This is a genomic window from Bacillus sp. 22-7 (assembly GCF_010628845.1).
GTDB classification, from domain to species: Bacteria; Bacillota; Bacilli; order Bacillales; family Cytobacillaceae; genus Cytobacillus; species Cytobacillus firmus_B.
In genome coordinates, this window is the sequence record NZ_NJQY01000049.1 from 1 (window position 1) to 16,488 (window position 16,488).

16 protein-coding genes, 1 tRNA gene, 1 other RNA gene and 1 other annotated feature are annotated in these 16,488 nt (G+C 44.8%); of the genes, 5 read left to right on the forward strand and 13 right to left on the reverse strand.

Annotated features, from left to right (window positions below; all coding sequences use genetic code 11):
• Positions 1–280 precede the first annotated feature (280 nt).
• The 7 genes from CE058_RS24040 to tadA form a co-directional block, all read right to left on the reverse strand.
• On the reverse strand, positions 281–544 hold the full coding sequence (locus tag CE058_RS24040; RefSeq protein ID WP_035333490.1) for a pro-sigmaK processing inhibitor BofA family protein: 264 nt from the start codon (positions 542–544) through the stop codon (positions 281–283).
• 120 nt (positions 545–664) lie between these two features.
• Complete coding sequence (locus CE058_RS24045) at positions 665–883, reverse strand: YaaL family protein (protein ID WP_163145276.1); 219 nt, start codon at positions 881–883, stop codon at positions 665–667.
• Positions 884–900: 17 nt separating this feature from the next.
• Complete coding sequence (recR, locus tag CE058_RS24050; RefSeq protein ID WP_009336775.1) at positions 901–1,497, reverse strand: recombination mediator RecR; 597 nt, start codon at positions 1,495–1,497, stop codon at positions 901–903.
• 126 nt (positions 1,498–1,623) lie between these two features.
• Complete coding sequence (locus tag CE058_RS24055; protein WP_048011083.1) at positions 1,624–1,947, reverse strand: YbaB/EbfC family nucleoid-associated protein; 324 nt, start codon at positions 1,945–1,947, stop codon at positions 1,624–1,626.
• A 22-nt stretch (positions 1,948–1,969) separates the two neighbouring features.
• Positions 1,970–3,667, reverse strand: a complete 1,698-nt coding sequence (gene dnaX, locus CE058_RS24060; protein ID WP_163145277.1) for a DNA polymerase III subunit gamma/tau — start codon at positions 3,665–3,667, stop codon at positions 1,970–1,972.
• A 135-nt stretch (positions 3,668–3,802) separates the two neighbouring features.
• Positions 3,803–4,067: signal recognition particle sRNA large type (gene ffs, locus CE058_RS24065), an RNA gene on the reverse strand.
• 79 nt (positions 4,068–4,146) lie between these two features.
• Positions 4,147–4,683, reverse strand: coding sequence for a tRNA adenosine(34) deaminase TadA (tadA, locus tag CE058_RS24070; RefSeq protein ID WP_048011081.1), 537 nt, complete (start codon positions 4,681–4,683; stop codon positions 4,147–4,149).
• Positions 4,684–4,759: 76 nt separating this feature from the next.
• Here tadA and CE058_RS24075 point away from each other — a divergent pair, with 76 nt between their 5' ends.
• The 4 genes from CE058_RS24075 (at position 4,760) to CE058_RS24090 (ending at position 8,163) form a co-directional block, all read left to right on the forward strand.
• Complete coding sequence (locus CE058_RS24075; protein WP_163145278.1) at positions 4,760–5,335, forward strand: cysteine hydrolase family protein; 576 nt, start codon at positions 4,760–4,762, stop codon at positions 5,333–5,335.
• 45 nt (positions 5,336–5,380) lie between these two features.
• Entirely contained in the window at positions 5,381–6,667 is a 1,287-nt protein-coding gene (locus CE058_RS24080) for a LysM peptidoglycan-binding domain-containing protein (RefSeq protein WP_163145279.1), read from the forward strand.
• A gap of 189 nt (positions 6,668–6,856) precedes the next feature.
• Positions 6,857–7,498: a deoxynucleoside kinase gene (locus CE058_RS24085; RefSeq protein ID WP_163145280.1), complete on the forward strand. Its 642-nt coding sequence runs from the start codon at positions 6,857–6,859 to the stop codon at positions 7,496–7,498.
• Complete coding sequence (locus CE058_RS24090) at positions 7,495–8,163, forward strand: deoxynucleoside kinase (RefSeq protein WP_035333477.1); 669 nt, start codon at positions 7,495–7,497, stop codon at positions 8,161–8,163. Before CE058_RS24085 ends, CE058_RS24090 begins: the two co-directional genes overlap by 4 nt.
• A gap of 109 nt (positions 8,164–8,272) precedes the next feature.
• Here CE058_RS24090 and CE058_RS24095 read toward each other — a convergent pair.
• The 6 genes from CE058_RS24095 to guaB all read right to left on the reverse strand — a co-directional run bounded on the left by CE058_RS24095 (position 8,273) and on the right by guaB (position 14,979).
• Positions 8,273–8,365 (reverse strand) — tRNA-Ser (locus tag CE058_RS24095).
• A gap of 98 nt (positions 8,366–8,463) precedes the next feature.
• A complete protein-coding gene (gene serS / locus CE058_RS24100; protein ID WP_163145281.1) occupies positions 8,464–9,741 on the reverse strand; it encodes a serine--tRNA ligase in 1,278 nt (425 codons plus the stop codon).
• A 54-nt stretch (positions 9,742–9,795) separates the two neighbouring features.
• Positions 9,796–10,020: a binding site (T-box leader), on the reverse strand.
• Positions 10,021–10,081: 61 nt separating this feature from the next.
• On the reverse strand, positions 10,082–10,669 hold the full coding sequence (pdxT, locus tag CE058_RS24105; RefSeq protein ID WP_048011076.1) for a pyridoxal 5'-phosphate synthase glutaminase subunit PdxT: 588 nt from the start codon (positions 10,667–10,669) through the stop codon (positions 10,082–10,084).
• 12 nt (positions 10,670–10,681) lie between these two features.
• Entirely contained in the window at positions 10,682–11,563 is an 882-nt protein-coding gene (gene pdxS, locus CE058_RS24110; RefSeq protein WP_009336764.1) for a pyridoxal 5'-phosphate synthase lyase subunit PdxS, read from the reverse strand.
• 161 nt (positions 11,564–11,724) lie between these two features.
• Positions 11,725–13,029, reverse strand: a complete 1,305-nt coding sequence (locus tag CE058_RS24115) for a D-alanyl-D-alanine carboxypeptidase family protein (RefSeq protein WP_227889149.1) — start codon at positions 13,027–13,029, stop codon at positions 11,725–11,727.
• Positions 13,030–13,515: 486 nt separating this feature from the next.
• Positions 13,516–14,979: an IMP dehydrogenase gene (gene guaB / locus CE058_RS24120; protein WP_048011074.1), complete on the reverse strand. Its 1,464-nt coding sequence runs from the start codon at positions 14,977–14,979 to the stop codon at positions 13,516–13,518.
• 112 nt (positions 14,980–15,091) lie between these two features.
• Here guaB and CE058_RS24125 point away from each other — a divergent pair, with 112 nt between their 5' ends.
• Complete coding sequence (locus CE058_RS24125; protein ID WP_163145282.1) at positions 15,092–16,051, forward strand: YaaC family protein; 960 nt, start codon at positions 15,092–15,094, stop codon at positions 16,049–16,051.
• Positions 16,052–16,488 lie beyond the last annotated feature (437 nt).

Below are 16,488 nucleotides of genomic sequence, written 5' to 3' on the forward strand. Positions count from 1 at the left end.
TATAAGAGTTGATTAAGCTCGTTTGTCTTTTCGAAAAAGACTAATGATTTAAACGTTGACGTATTGTTCGTTCAGTTTTCAAAGATCAATCCGCCGCTCAGAAGCGACTTTATTAATATATCATTCTCACGATTCAATGTCAACATCTTTTTTATAAGTTGTTTTTTCATCGCGTCGTGGTGACGACCTTTAATATATTATCACCGTCAAAAAGAACTGTCAACAGAAATACTAAAAATGATTTAAAAATAAAAACAGCCGCTGCAGAACGGCTGTACAATTAAATAATCCATGTCTGTATAGCAACAAGGGCAAACAATCCGGGAATACCCAGGAATCCGGAAATGGCCGAAGTGGCAAGGTTTATAGGAACATGAATGCCAATCTGATTCCCAAATGCATTTAAGAAGAATAATAAGAGTGCACCTATGATCAGTTTAATGGCTCCCTGCCCTATAAATCTTACCGGTTTTACCGGGGCTCCTATAAATAGAAGCAATAAAATTAATCCTCCCAGAATGGAGATCACTACGATAGGATCCAAAAGAAAAATCCTCCTCTCAGTAAACTTGTACTACTAATTTATGTTTAGTCTGTACAAAAAAGACCTTAGAGGAGGACAAGTATTTTGTTATGAACGATTTTCTTCAGCAAAATAAATAACTTACATTCTCACTTTAACATTTCTCTTTTTAGCTTCCCTGAATAGAAAAAAGTATCTCGCTTCGGCCAGCTTTGCCTGGCTGATTGCCTCGGGAGATGGATCAAAGCTTTTTTCCACCAGCGATTTCTGGTTGTTCCAATCTGTTTTCAATCTGTTCAGCTGCTCCAGAAGCTTCTCATCAAATTCGCTGCGAAGCCATTTTCTCCTGCGAAAAAACATATATTCCGCCTCCGTGCTTAAACTTCTCTTCTTCCCTCTAACGCTTTTGAGAGCGTTACTTCATCTGCATACTCCAGGTCTCCGCCTACCGGCAGGCCATGGGCAATCCGGGTGGCCTTTATGCCTGACGGCTTGATCAGGCGGGAGATGTACATGGCTGTTGCTTCCCCTTCAATGTTCGGATTGGTGGCAAGAATAATCTCCTGGACCGTCTCATCCTGAAGCCTTTTCAATAAATCAGGAATATTGATATCTTCGGGGCCAATCCCATCCATCGGAGAAATCGCTCCATGAAGCACATGATACAGCCCGTTGTATTCCTTCATCTTTTCCATGGCAATAACGTCCTTCGGATCCTGGACCACACAAATGACAGACCGGTCACGTCTCTGGTCCTCACATATATAACAAGGATCCTGGTCCGTGATATGGCCGCAGACAGAGCAGTAAGATAAATTTCTTTTCGCATTGACCAGTGCCTTCGCAAAATCCAGCACAGTATCTTCTTTCATGCTTAAAACAAAAAACGCCAGACGCGCAGCCGTTTTCGGGCCGATTCCGGGCAACTTCATAAAGCTGTCAATCAGCTTGGATATCGGTTCAGGATAATGCATGTATGTTTCCTCCTATATGAAAAGGAAAAGCGCCGCGAGCATGATGGCCTGATGGATATTCCATCAGGCTATGTTCGCTGGCGCCCGGCCTGTCTGTGCTTTTAAGCACTCCTTCAGGATGTTTGATTAAAACATTCCCGGCAGGTTCATTCCTTTAGTAAATTGGCCCATCGTATCGTTTGTTAAATCTTCCGCTTTTTTCAGTGCATCGTTAGTTGCCGCCAGGACAAGGTCCTGAAGCATTTCGATATCTTCCGGATCGACAACTTCCTCTTTAATGTTAACTTCTAAAACTTGTTTATGTCCGGATACAACGACAGTCACCATTCCGCCGCCGGCTGTTCCTTCAATTCTTTTTTCGCCAAGCTCTTCCTGTGCCTGAGCCATCTTCTTTTGCATTTTCTGCATTTGCTTCATCATATTTTGCATATTTCCCATTCCACCGCGCATTTTACATACCTCCAGCTAGTTTCTATTCTTTAATTTCTATTAGTTCAGCGCCAAATAACTTGACCGCTTCAGCTACATGAGGTTCTTCCTCATTTCCGCCGAAGCTCCCGCCAGACTCATCTCCGTCACGCTGGCTGCGCAGGAAATCCTCCCTGACGCTTTGCCATTGTTCATCCGGAATGCCGACCAGCTGCAATCTCTTTCCTAAAAGCTCAAACAGGACATTCGCCAAAGTATCCAGGAATTTCGCATTATCCATGGCCATCTGACAATGAATTTCATATTTGAATTTTACGATAAGAGCTGTTTCCGATGCGGCTACAGGCTCTGCTTCATTGAGAAGAGCTGCCTGAGAGCGCATCTGGTTTTGAACAAGCAGGTTCAGCATCTCGCCCCAGCGGCTCTTTACAGCCACGAGATCATTTTTCGTTGCCTGCTTCAGTACTTCATTCACTTTCCCGACTGGCGCCTGGAATCCTTTGCGTGAACTTCTCTGCGGCTTTTTCTGTACAGCAGGAGCTCCATCATCTTTCACCGCTATGCCGTTTTTCTTTAATTCAGCAAGCTCGTGCTGCAGCTGCTCGATTTGCTGCATCAGCGGCTTAATGTCTGCAGCCTGTCCTGGTCTCTCCCGCAATTCAAGCTGGCACAGCTTCACAATCGCCACTTCCAGGAAAATCCGCGGATGGTTGGTCCATCTCATTTCCTGCTGGGCTTTGTTCAGCACTTCAATCAGCTCATAAAGCTCTTCAGGCTCCACCTCCCGGGCAAGCTGCTGGAAGTCCTCATCGAGCATAACTCTTTCCATTGATTCCTCAAGCCTGGGAGCCGCTTTATATAAAAGCATGTCCCGGTAATACAGGATAAAGTCCTCTATAAAGCGGGATGGATCTTTCCCCTGAAAAAGGAGCTCCTCCAGAAATTCCAGCCCGGAAGCTGCATCCCTGTCTTTAACCGCTCTTGCCAGTTTATTTAAAAACCCCTGCGACACGGCACCTGTTACAGATAGGGCATCTTCGACTGTAACGCGATCCTGGCTGAAGGAGATCGCCTGATCAAGCAGACTGAGCGCATCACGCATCCCGCCTTCTGCGGCTCTTGCGATAATCTGCAGGGCCTGCTCTTCATAGGCTGCATCTGTTTCATCCGCAATCAGCTTCATTCTTCCTGTTATCGCCTGAGCCGTAATCCGCTTGAAATCGAATCGCTGGCAGCGGGAAATAATCGTCAGAGGAATTTTATGAGGCTCGGTTGTGGCTAAAATAAAAATAACATGCTTGGGCGGCTCTTCAAGCGTTTTTAACAGCGCATTGAAGGCTCCAATGGAAAGCATATGCACCTCATCGACGATGTAAACCTTATATTTTACAGCGTTCGGGGCATATTTCACTTTGTCCCGGATATCCCTGATTTCTTCTACACCGTTATTGGATGCAGCATCTATTTCAATGACATCGGGAATTGATCCGTCTGTAATCCCTCTGCAGGCCGAACACTCATTGCACGGTTCAGTGACAGGTGCCTTCTCACAGTTAACAGCCTTAGCAAGTATTTTTGCCGCACTCGTTTTACCGGTTCCGCGGGGGCCGGAAAACAAATAGGCGTGTGATATCTTCTCCTGAAGCAGGGCGTTTTGCAAAGTCTTTGTCACATGTTCCTGCCCGACAACATCGATGAACTGCTGCGGGCGCCAAACACGATATAAAGCTTGATAACTCACTGACACGCCCCCTTCCTATGTATAGTCCTTCATCTATTATAACGTATCTAAATTCCTTTTTACAAAACCTAGAGCAAAAAATACAACAAAAAACCCACCCCGCAAAAGGATGAGTTTTAGTAACAATATAAACTGCCGTGCACCTTCCGTCGACTGGCGCCCATAGGCGTTACTTAAGCAGTTAGCTCGGCCCAGGCAACCCTGCGGCACATGGGAGCGTCCACTTAATGCTGCTTCCTTCCGGACCTGACATGATTCATGGATTCCCATTGCGCAGGACCCGGGCGTCAACACCACTTACTTAAGGCAGGCCCTACAGGACACCAGCCTCGGGAAGGGATTCAGCCTCGCTAGAGCGGATTGCGAGTACAGGGCACCGCTACCTCCCCGCCTAGCACGGCAAAGTTGATACCATATTTAGGTGCGTCTTTGTCCGACGCATTTATAAGTATACTAACAATCAGGAAAAAAAGCAATGCCTAGCCATTGTCAATTCCTGTATCCTGTTCCATCTGCAGCAATTGCCTTTTCTTTTTCTCTTCTTTCTTGCGCTTTCGCAAGTTCCGGAAAAAGCTCGAAAGCATTTCGCCGCATTCTTCTTCCAGCACCCCTGCGACGACTTCACTCTGATGATTGAACCGCTCATCCTGCAATAGGTTCATGAGCGTTCCGGCACAGCCGCCTTTCGGATCCCTGGCTCCATACACCACCTTTTGGATGCGCGACAGAATAATGGATCCCGAACACATCGGACAGGGCTCCAAAGTTACATAGAGGACGGCATTCTCCAGCCGCCAGGTTCCGAGTTTTTTGCACGCCTGATCAATGGCCAATAGTTCCGCATGCGCAATCGCAGTCTGATTCACTTCTCGCAGGTTATGTGCCCGGGCAATAATCTCCCCGTCCAGAACAATGACTGCGCCAATCGGAACCTCTTCCAGCCCTTCAGCAAGCTTAGCTTCCTTGATGGCCTCCCGCATATACAGTTCATCTTCAGTGAATGATTCCTGAATCAAATATCTTCATTCCTTCTCTTAACATCCGTGTAAAAGCGGCCCCTTTTACGAAAAATACTCTTAAAGGAGCGATTCGATGAAAAATCCGCAAGCCTATAAACCGGCTCTTATCATTATTGACATGATTAACGACTTTCATTTTCACCATGGCAAAATCCTTGCTGAAAAAGCAATGAATATCATAAAACCCATCAATGAGCTAAAGTCCGCATTTCATAAACAGGATCTCCCGGTCATTTATGTGAATGATCATTATAACCTCTGGAAGGCTGATCTCGATACGATTATGAATCATTGCCGCAATCCTGTCAGTGAGCGTATCCTTCATGAAATACACCCGTCGCCGGATGATTATTTTTTAATAAAGCCAAAGCACTCCGCTTTTTACGGCACTGCCTTAAATACTCTCCTGCACCAGCTTGGCGTCAATCTGCTTGTTATGACGGGAATCGCAGGCAATATCTGTGTCCTGTTTTCAGCCAATGACGCTTATATGAGAGAATACCGTCTGCATATACCGCATGACTGCACCACCTCCAATGATGACCATGATAATGCAAATGCCTTAAAGATGATGGAAAACGTATTAAAAGCCAATATCTCTTCCTTCTCTGAAAACAATTATAACATTTCTTCCCTGTTTCCTTCATAAAATGGCAGTAGTGTTTAAGATGTGCTTTTCAGGGAGGGAGATAGATTGCAGATTCATGTTGTCCAGCAAAACCAGTCTTTGTTCGGCATTGCCCAGGCATATGGAACGACAGTTCAGGATCTCATTGAAGCAAATGAAATCCCCAATCCAAATAATCTGGTGATTGGCCAGACACTGGTTATTCCGATAATAGGAAGCTTTTATTGGGTGCAGCCGGGTGACAGCCTTTACTCGATTTCAAGAAGGTTCGGCATTTCTTATCAGCAGCTGGCATCAGTCAATGGCATTTCAGTAAGCCAGCCGCTTCAGGTGGGGTTTCGCCTTTATATCCCGCCCCGCCCGAAAACGAAAGCAGAATTCAATGCCTATGTGGAGCCAAGAGGCAATACAGTCGCCCCTGAACTGGAGGAAAGTGCAAGAGAGGCCGCGCCTTATCTGACCTATCTGGCGCCGTTCAGTTTCCAGGCTCTCCGCGATGGCTCTTTGAAGGAGCCGCTTCTGAATGATTTCCCAGCTATTGCGAGAGCCAATAATAATGTACTGATGATGGTGATCACCAATCAGGAAAACGATCAGTTCAGTGACGAACTGGGCAGAATATTGTTAAATGATATGGCGATTCAGAATAAATTCCTGGATAATATTACCGCCACAGCAAAGAAATACGGCTTCAGGGATATTCATTTTGACTTCGAATTTCTGCGTCCTGAGGACCGCGAAGCGTATAACAATTTTCTCAGAAAAGCGAAGGCAAGATTCAGGCAGGAAGGCTGGCTGATTTCCACAGCATTAGCCCCGAAAACCAGCGCCGAACAGAAAGGGCTCTGGTATGAGGCCCATGATTATAAAGCACATGGGGAGATTGTTGATTTCGTGGTCATCATGACCTATGAATGGGGCTACAGCGGCGGTCCGGCTATGGCCGTTTCCCCGATCGGCCCAGTGAGGCAGGTATTGGAATATGCGATCAGCGAAATGCCATCTTCTAAGATCATGATGGGCCAGAACTTATATGGCTATGACTGGACGCTTCCTTTTGTTCAGGGCACTACCGCAAAAGCCGTCAGTCCGCAGCAGGCCATACAGATCGCAGCGGAAAATAATGTGGCTATTCAATATGACTACAAAGCACAGGCCCCATTTTTTAATTACACAGCACCTGACGGGAAAAGGCATGAAGTCTGGTTTGAGGATGCCCGCTCCATCCAGGCGAAATTCGACTTAATCAAAGAACTGAAGCTTCGGGGAATGAGCTACTGGAAGCTAGGCCTGTCTTTCCCGCAAAATTGGCTTCTGATTACGGAAAACTTCGATGTGACAAAAAGAGCATGATCACTCAGCAGCTGCCGCTTACAGGCAGCTTTTTCATTTTTCAGATAATATACTCTTACTTTCTTATTTCCAGCTTAAATTCCATATCCCTTCCACTCCATACTGTGATAAAATAAGCTTTGTGTCATTTTGGAACGTACCTATATATGGTTTCTATAGATAAATAAGCAATGCAGGAGGACGATCACTATGGGGGGAATACCTTTTATTACAGTAGAGGGGCCGATTGGCGTTGGGAAAACATCTCTCGCTAAAGCAATTTCTGAGAAATTTCAGTATGCCTTGCTAAAAGAGATTGTTGATGAAAATCCTTTTTTGGGTAAATTCTATGAAAACATTGAAGAATGGAGCTTTCAGACTGAAATGTTTTTCCTATGCAACCGCTATAAACAGCTGGTTGATATCAACAATCACTACCTGGCTCAAAATAAGCCTGTTGTGGCTGATTATCATATTTTCAAGAATCTGATCTTTGCACAGCGCACACTGAATCAGACTGAATACCAGAAGTATCTGAAGATCTACGACATTCTGACGGGTGATATGCCAAAGCCGAATGTCATCATCTATCTTAATGCCAGCCTTGAAACACTGCTCGACCGAATCGAGCTGAGAGGCCGTGAAATTGAAAAGAACATCAGTCCGTTATATCTCGAGCAGCTATCCCTTGATTATGAAACGGCTATGAATGAGTTCGAAAGGCAGCACCCGGATATTCCGGTCATCCGCTTTAATGGAGATCAGCTGGATTTTGTGAAAAACGAAGCAGACTTAATGCATATATTCGATACCTTATCGACATCATTAAAAAAGAGGAGTATACACTTATGAATCTAAGGCAGAAATATGAGATTCCTTCAAACGCCGTCATTACCATTGCCGGAACCGTTGGAGTCGGAAAATCAACAATGACCAATGCGCTTGCGGATGCACTGGGGTTCCGAACCTCTTTCGAAAAGGTTGATACAAACCCTTACCTCGATAAATTCTATGCGGATTTCAACCGCTGGAGCTTTCACCTGCAGGTTTACTTCCTGGCTGAACGCTTCAAGGATCAGAAGCGCATTTTCGAATATGGCGGCGGCTTTGTTCAGGACCGATCCATTTATGAAGACACAGGCATCTTTGCGAAAATGCATTATGAAAAAGGGACGATGTCCAAGGTCGATTACGAAACCTACACCAGCTTATTTGATGCGATGGTGATGACACCATACTTCCCACACCCTGATTTACTTATCTACCTGGAAGGCTCGCTTGATGACATTCTTTCACGCATCCAGGAGCGCGGCCGTCCGATGGAACAGCAGACACCTATTTCCTACTGGGAAGAAATGCACCAGCGCTATGAAAATTGGATCAACAGCTTTAACGCATGCCCGGTCCTGCGCTTGAATATCAATGATTATGACATCATTCAGAATGAGCAATCCATTGAGCCGATTGTGGAGCGAATTTCTTACTTTTTAAGACAAACGCAGCTATTGAAAAAATAACCGCCATTATCGGCGGTTTTTTCTTTGGAAGAACACAAAAAAACCGCTGATGCGATCAGCGGTTTTATGTATCTCCAATATTTATGCGCGTGTTAGATGTCAATTAAAATGGAGGAGGAAAGGGGATTCGAACCCCTGCGCGGTTTGACCCGCCTGTCGGTTTTCAAGACCGATCCCTTCAGCCGGACTTGGGTATTCCTCCGCATCGACAAGAAATACTATATCATCTCTTAAAAAAGTTGTCAACATTATTTTTATAAAAAAATAGAGCGGATTAAAAACCCGCTCCGAACTTTCTCATTAAGGCTTAATGACTTCGCGATTGCCCATATAAGGACGCAATACTTCCGGAATGATGACACTTCCGTCAGCCTGCTGGTAATTCTCAAGGATGGCTGCCACCGTGCGGCCGATCGCAAGGCCAGATCCATTCAGTGTGTGCACATGCTCCGGCTTGCCTTTTGCCTCGCGGCGGAAGCGGATATTGGCACGTCTCGCCTGGAATCCTTCAAAGTTACTGCAAGAAGAGATTTCTCTGTACGTGTTATAGCTCGGGATCCAAACCTCGATATCGTATTTCTTCGCAGCTGTGAATCCAAGATCGCCTGTGCACATGCTCATCACACGGTATGGCAGGCCAAGCAGCTGAAGGACTTTTTCGGCGTGTCCAGTCAGTTTTTCAAGCTCATCATAAGACTCTTCAGGCTTCACAAACTTCACAAGCTCTACCTTATTGAACTGATGCTGGCGGATCAGCCCGCGTGTATCACGGCCGGCAGAACCTGCTTCAGAACGGAAGCATGCACTGAATGCCGCATAGTTAATCGGAAGCTCATCTGCATTCAGAATTTCTTCCCTGTGCATATTGGTGACAGGCACCTCGGCAGTTGGAATCAGGAAGTAATCCTCGCTTTCAATCAGGAACGCATCTTCTTCAAATTTCGGAAGCTGTCCTGTTCCTGTCATGCTTGCACGGTTGACCATATATGGAGGCAGAACTTCCTTATAGCCATGTTCGTCTGTGTGCAAATCAAGCATGAAGTTGAATAAAGCACGCTCAAGGCGGGCTCCAAGACCCTTGTAGAATACAAAGCGGCTGCCTGTTACTTTGCTGGCGCGTTCGAAGTCAAGCAGGTCAAGATCTGTTGCTACATCCCAATGCGGCTTTGGTTCGAAATTGAATTCACGGACTTCTCCCCATTTGCGGATTTCCACATTATCGTCTTCTGTTTCACCGTCAGGCACGCTTTCATGGGGAATGTTTGGGATGCTCAGCAGCAACTGGTCCAATTCTTCCTCGACCGTGCGAAGCTCCTCATCCAATGCTTTAATTTTGTCGCCGACTTCTCTCATTTCTGCGATTAAATGGTCTGCATCCTGCTTTTCGCGCTTCAAAGCTGCAACCTGCTGTGATACTTCATTCCTTTTGCTCTTCAGCTGTTCTGCTTCTACAATCAATTCACGTCTTTTAACATCAAGATCCTCGAATTTTCCCAGATCCGTTAAATCCTCGCCGCGGTGCTGAAGCTTGTTTTTCACTTCTTCAAAATTAGCTCTCAAAAATTTAATGTCCAGCATTTTTTTATTCCCTCCTGAAAAATAATTTAGAACACAAAAAACTCCCGTCCCCAAAAAAGGGACGAGAGTTACCCGCGTTGCCACCCTAGTTGAAAGCATAAGCTTTCCACCTTAAATCCATAACGGTTTTAACCGAAAGCATTTACTTTTCCCGGACCATACCGGGTGTTCCATGCTTTGCTCGAGGATGGATTCACAGGGTTTATTCACCGGTTCACACCAGCCACCGGCTCTCTACAGAACAAAGTTCCTGTTACTAGTTCCTCTCATTGCTTTTAAGCTATAAGAATTTTGTAATTCATAATGTACTACAATTATGTTCCATTTGCAACCAAAATATTCAAATTGCTAATTGCTTGGACTCTTTAATCATTTCAACGAAATAGCCTGTCAGGCGATGGTCATCCGTCAGTTCCGGATGGAAAGAGCACCCGAGGAATCTGCCTTCACGAGCGGCCACAATCCGGCCATTGTGCTTGGCGAGGATTTCAACATTATCCCCCGCCTCGACAATATGCGGCGCACGAATAAAGACTGCTGCAAAGTCTTCTGCCACTCCGGCAATATCCAGATCAGCCTCAAAGCTTTCGCGCTGGCGGCCGAATGAGTTTCTTTCTACCCGGACATCCATCACACCAATATGAGGCTCATCATAGCCAATAATATGGTTTGCAAGGAGAATCAGCCCGGCACATGTCCCGAACATCGGCTTTCCTGACTGGGCAAACTCCTTAAGGCTGTCCATAAAATCATACTTATCAATGAGGCGTCTCATGGTCGTGCTCTCGCCGCCTGGCAGGATCAGCCCGTCCACCTCATCAAGCTGTTCTTTGCGTTTGATGACCACAGCTTCGGCGCCGCATGCTTCTACCGATAGAACATGCTCTCTTACTGCACCCTGCAGCCCTAATACTCCAACCTTTATCATGTTCAATTCTCCTTACCAGCCGCGCTCCTGCATACGAGCTTCAGGAGCCAATGAAGAAATTTCGATTCCCTTCATCGGTGTGCCAAGTTCTTTTGAAAGTTCAGCAATTAATTTGTAGTCCTGGTAATGTGTAGTTGCTTCAACAATGGCACGTGCAAATTTCGCAGGGTTTTCAGATTTGAAGATACCTGATCCTACGAACACACCGTCAGCACCAAGCTCCATCATTAGAGCTGCATCTGCAGGTGTTGCAACGCCGCCTGCTGCGAAGTTTACGACTGGAAGGCGTCCAAGGCTCTTGATTTCCAAAAGAAGCTCATATGGCGCTCCCAGAAGCTTAGCTTCTGTCATTAACTCGTCTTCATTCATGCCGACAACCTTGCGCACCTGTGCATTCACCTTGCGGATATGGCGCACAGCTTCAACGATGTTTCCAGTTCCAGGCTCACCCTTTGTGCGAAGCATGGAAGCACCTTCGCCAATACGGCGTGCTGCTTCACCTAAATCACGGCATCCGCAAACGAATGGAACAGTGTAGTCTCTTTTGTTCAGATGGTATTCTTCATCAGCAGGAGTTAAAACTTCACTCTCATCTATGTAATCGACACCCATCGCTTCAAGCAAACGAGCTTCTACAATATGGCCAATACGCGCTTTTGCCATTACCGGGATTGAAACTGCACCCATTACTTCTTCCATAATACGCGGATCTGCCATACGTGCTACACCGCCGGCTGCACGGATATCAGAAGGAACGCGCTCAAGTGCCATAACTGCTACTGCACCAGCTTCTTCTGCGATTTTTGCCTGCTCAGCGTTAACGACGTCCATAATTACGCCGCCTTTTTGCATTTCTGCCATTCCCCGTTTAACACGATCTGTACCTGTCTTCATGTTTATCCCCCTTCGTAAATACCATCTGCTCTGGATGGGTTAAATATTATGATAAAAATAACTTTTCAAAAAAAGGAAAATGGATTACTTTACTCGGAATTTTCCCTATTGAAAATATGCAATGAAAAAGGGCTCCTGTCAAGACAGGAAAGCCCTTTTTCTTAAAACCAACCTTTTACAGTTGAGGAAACACTTCCCCATAGGTCACCGAAGAAACCGCCAATGCTGCGCATAGTCAGCACGAACCAGTTTGCTTTTTCAACACTTTCAGCGGCTACAACATCCACCTGGATATTGCCTTTTCCTTTATCAGACAGGAACTCAAGCTTCCCGTCCTCTTTGGACTCGATCGTTAAGTAGCCGACCTTTTCTCCCTTTTTAATAGGAGCAGTTAATTCACCATTTTCATTTAATTTCTTTTTATCCAGAACAAGAACGGGCTTAAAGTTTTCCTTTTCCCCATTTCTCATCACCATTTCAATGGCATCTTTAGAAGAAATCTTCACTTTATCTTCTTTCCCTTTTGTAACAGGCACTGTTTTCTGGCCTTTCACCTGATATTTGGCAGGAACGATTTCTTCTTTCGTGAAGTTGGTGAAACCGAAATCGAACATTTTCTTGGTTTCATCGAATCTGGATTTATAAGTAGCCTGGCCATTCGCTCCTTTAGCATTCATGACAACACTGATGTAGCGGTTGCCATCTCTCAGAGCAGTTCCTGTGAAGCAGTACCCGGCAAAGTCAGTTGTACCTGTTTTAAGGCCATCTGCGCCTTCATATCCATATACCAGCTCAGGAAGCATCCAGTTCCAGTTTTCCATTTTAATTTCATCATCTGTACCCTCTCTGAAGGTCTTTCTAGGGGTGCTTGCCGTTTCCAGTACTTCCGGGAACCGGTTAATCAATTCTTTAGCCAGAATAGCTGTATCTCTTGCTGACATGACGTTTTCTTCTTCAGGGCCGCCTGCAGGAGGGGATCCCTTTAAATCTCGGTTATTCAGACCGCTGGAATTAACAAATTTATAGTCTTTCAGCCCAAGCTCTGCTGCTTTTTCGTTCATCATTTTAACAAAGTTGGTTTCTGAACCGGCAATCGTTTCTGCAATCGCAATTGTTGCGCCATTTGCAGAGTATATAGCCATGGCTTCATACAATTCACGGATATTGTATTTGCCGTCTCTTCTTAACGGGACATTCGATAAGGCACGGTCCTGTGAAACTTTCCATACATATTCACTTACTGCGTATTCTTGATCCCACTTCACTTTGCCTTTTTCAACGGCTTCAAGAAGCAGGTATTCTGTCATCATTTTCGTCATACTGGCAATACCCAGTACTTTATCCGCATTTTTTTGATATAAAATCTTTCCGGTCTCTGCATCTACTAAAATAGCAGCATCGGCATTGATATTTAAAATATCTTCCGCATGTGCTTTATGTATACCAGGTAAAAGACCTAATATCATGACCAAGGCAAGGAATCCAGCGATAGACTTACGGTACAATGTTTTCTTCAATTTTACTGCCCTCCAACGTTTTAATACACTTTTGTTATTTTATCATAACTCTGATTCAAAGAATAGATAGAGTAATTACCTATTCCTGCCTCCCTTGTGGCATGATTGGCCCATTTGCTTGCACTGATATTTTCCTAGTATCCTTTTTCGGGCATAAAAATAAGCAGAAAAGGTTTCCCTCTTCTGCTTTTTATTGCTGTTTTTCGCCAGCAATGTTGTCCGTTGATTTCCGCTCCAGGCTGCTCAGCTCACCGCGGGGCGTCTGCGGGGTCTCACCTTTCCCCGTTACTCCCGCTGGACGTTGAATAAGCTCCCCCGATACACACCGCACGAAGAAAATGCGAGAGCATTTTCGAGGATCTCGCACCTTCCGCTCCAATCAACTCAGTAAATGAGATACAAAGAGCTGCGAAAAACAGCCTTATTTTTTATGAATTATAGCGAGTAGTTTGGCGCTTCTTTTGTGATCTGTACATCATGCGGATGGCTTTCTCTCAGGCCTGCACCTGTCATTTTAATGAATTGGGCATTTTCGCGAAGCTCGTGAAGATCTTTTGTTCCGCAATAGCCCATTCCGGAACGGATACCGCCGATAAGCTGGTAAATGGTATCGGATAAAGGCCCTTTATATGCAATGCGCCCTTCGATTCCCTCTGGAACGAACTTTTTATTATCTTCCTGGAAGTAACGGTCTTTTGAGCCTTTTTCCATGGCTGCAACAGAACCCATTCCTCTGTAAACCTTGAAGCGGCGTCCCTGGAAAATTTCCGTTTCGCCCGGGCTTTCAGATACACCGGCAAGAAGGCTGCCAAGCATAACGGCATGTCCGCCGGCTGCCAATGCTTTCACAATATCCCCTGAATATTTAATTCCGCCATCAGCAATAATGGACTTGCCATGCTTGCGTGCTTCGGTTGCACAGTCATAAACAGCTGTGATCTGCGGAACTCCTACACCTGCAACAACGCGTGTTGTACAAATCGATCCAGGTCCGATTCCCACTTTTACAATATCAGCACCCGCTTCAATCAAATCCTTTGTCGCTTCAGCTGTCGCAACGTTTCCGGCAATAATGGCCAGATCCGGATAAGTATTTCTGATTTCGCGTACGGTATCAAGCACGCCTTTTGAATGTCCATGTGCCGTATCCACTACGATCACATCTACATGTGATTTCACAAGCATTTCAACACGCTTCATCGTATCGCCGGTTACGCCAACTGCTGCACCTGCCAGCAGGCGTCCGCGCTCATCCTTTGCCGAGTTAGGAAACTCAATAACTTTTTCAATATCTTTAATGGTGATTAACCCTTTTAAAACACCTTCATCATCTACCAGCGGCAATTTTTCAATTTTATGCCTCTGGAGAATCTTTTCTGCTTCATCCAATGTGGTTCCAACCGGAGCCGTTACAAGGTTTTCCTTTGTCATCACATCGGAGATTTTTATCGAAAAGTCCTGAATGAATCGGAGGTCACGGTTTGTCAGAATGCCAACAAGCTTCAGTTCCTCAGTATTGTTGACGATAGGCACACCGGAAATCCGGTATTTGCCCATTAAATGTTCTGCGTCAAATACCTGCTGTTCTGGAGTGAGAAAGAATGGGTCCGTAATAACGCCGCTTTCTGAACGTTTTACTTTATCCACCTGATCAGCCTGCTGTTCTATGGACATGTTTTTATGGATAACTCCCAAACCGCCCTGGCGCGCCATAGCGATCGCCATTTCTGCTTCAGTCACCGTATCCATTCCGGCACTGATCACTGGAATGTTGAGTGCAATCTTTTCAGTCAAATTAACTTTGAGGCTTACATCACGAGGAAGCACCTCTGATTTAGATGGAACCAGTAAAACATCATCAAAAGTTAAACCTTCTTTAGCAAACTTAGTTTCCCACATCTTTTTTGACCTCCTGGACTCGAAAATATTATTAGTAGGTTATCAATTGGACAAAATACTGTCAAGGACAGATTGATATGTTGGATTTTTCAAAAGATTCGGAGGACTCTCAGTGATACATCCATTTGATTTTAAAAGCTCCTTTTTATATTTTTTTTCTGCGAATACATCACAGGAATTTTTAAAGAAATGCTACCAAAAGCAAAACCTGGATCAGGCTGAACAAAAGAGCTATGAAAACAGTTACCCTTTTATATACTATCTAGAACACGGGCAAGTATACTATGAGCAGGCAGAGAAGGCACCACTGGTCATCAAGCCGATTCTCTTTTTTTATGGCCTTGTTCACCTCGTGAAGGCCTGCATACTGACTGTGGATCCTAATTATCCGGAGACTACTTCTGTTTTGGCACACGGGGTATCTGCCCGGAAAAGAAAAAAGCAGCAATATAATTTTTTTCAGGATGAAGTGAAATTTCAAAAAAGCGGGCTTTTCCCTTATATGGGAGAAAAATTGTTTCACATGAAACATTTGGAAGGCGAAAAAACAACGATGGGAGAGTTATTTGGCCAGATCCCCGAACTTAATGACTTGTACAGCCAGACAGAGGGCCGTAAGACTTTTCTCGAAGCAGGGCTGGAAAAGGATAAATTGATTTTGCCAAAGATGATCCTTGATCGCTTTCATATGACCGAGTCCCGTTTTGTGGAATATCTGCAGTCAAAGTCAGACTCTAGTATAAGCTTTCAGGAATCAGAGGAGTCAGCATTGAAATTCAAGATGGAAAATTTGAATACATATAATTTCAAGCCATTACGATATAGTCCGGATGCCGGAAAGTTCTTCTTCCCGCTGGCTAAAGATGAATTGATTGATTTCCCTGAACTTCTTATTCATTATCTCCTGCTTTATAACTTAAGCATGATTGCCCGCTACGAAACAGAATGGTGGAGCGAACTGATCAAAATGATGCCGAATAAAGACTATCCGTTTATTCTAACATTTCTTCAAATTACGGCTGCAAAGGGGCCGTATTTGATTTATCAGTATTTGTCTGATAAGAAGCAGTAAGGTTATTGGGTGGGGTGGGGGTTATTCCTGGCTGCAGACTTCAGTGTGGCGTTAGGAAGAGGCAGAGTGCAGGGATATTTAATTTAATCAGGTGGCCGGCTGTTTTCCAGGGAAGGAGCATCATTGGCGGTTTATCTAACAGGTATGAGATGTTATCGCGCATGTTTTGGGTTTTATCTAGCAGGTTTATGAATTTACCCTACAGGTTTATTGATTTATCTAGCAGGGTTTGAAGTTTATCTTACATTGGCACAATTCTTCTTTAGAAAGAACAGATTTAAATTTAAAAACAGACTGAATAATGGAGAGTGGCGTATATAATTTGATTCTGACGCATATAGCGTGAAAGTGACGCATATCTGCATTTTTCAATAAAAAGAAGAGTCCAGTTGATTCAGAAACCTATAATTACACACAAAAAAGAGCACCCATCAGGT

Bases quoted from the DNA above. Each gene is read 5' to 3' on its own strand.
- serS (WP_163145281.1), bottom strand. From the start codon at position 9,741: ATGCTGGACATTAAATTTTTGAGAGCTAATTTTGAAGAAGTGAAAAAC.
- pdxS (WP_009336764.1), bottom strand. From the start codon at position 11,563: ATGAAGACAGGTACAGATCGTGTTAAACGGGGAATGGCAGAAATGCAA.
- pdxT (WP_048011076.1), bottom strand. From the start codon at position 10,669: ATGATAAAGGTTGGAGTATTAGGGCTGCAGGGTGCAGTAAGAGAGCAT.
- CE058_RS24075 (WP_163145278.1), top strand. From the start codon at position 4,760: ATGAAAAATCCGCAAGCCTATAAACCGGCTCTTATCATTATTGACATG.
- CE058_RS24115 (WP_227889149.1), bottom strand. From the start codon at position 13,029: ATGATATTAGGTCTTTTACCTGGTATACATAAAGCACATGCGGAAGAT.
- CE058_RS24045 (WP_163145276.1), bottom strand. From the start codon at position 883: ATGTTTTTTCGCAGGAGAAAATGGCTTCGCAGCGAATTTGATGAGAAG.
- guaB (WP_048011074.1), bottom strand. From the start codon at position 14,979: ATGTGGGAAACTAAGTTTGCTAAAGAAGGTTTAACTTTTGATGATGTT.
- CE058_RS24085 (WP_163145280.1), top strand. From the start codon at position 6,857: ATGGGGGGAATACCTTTTATTACAGTAGAGGGGCCGATTGGCGTTGGG.
- CE058_RS24090 (WP_035333477.1), top strand. From the start codon at position 7,495: ATGAATCTAAGGCAGAAATATGAGATTCCTTCAAACGCCGTCATTACC.
- recR (WP_009336775.1), bottom strand. From the start codon at position 1,497: ATGCATTATCCTGAACCGATATCCAAGCTGATTGACAGCTTTATGAAG.
- CE058_RS24055 (WP_048011083.1), bottom strand. From the start codon at position 1,947: ATGCGCGGTGGAATGGGAAATATGCAAAATATGATGAAGCAAATGCAG.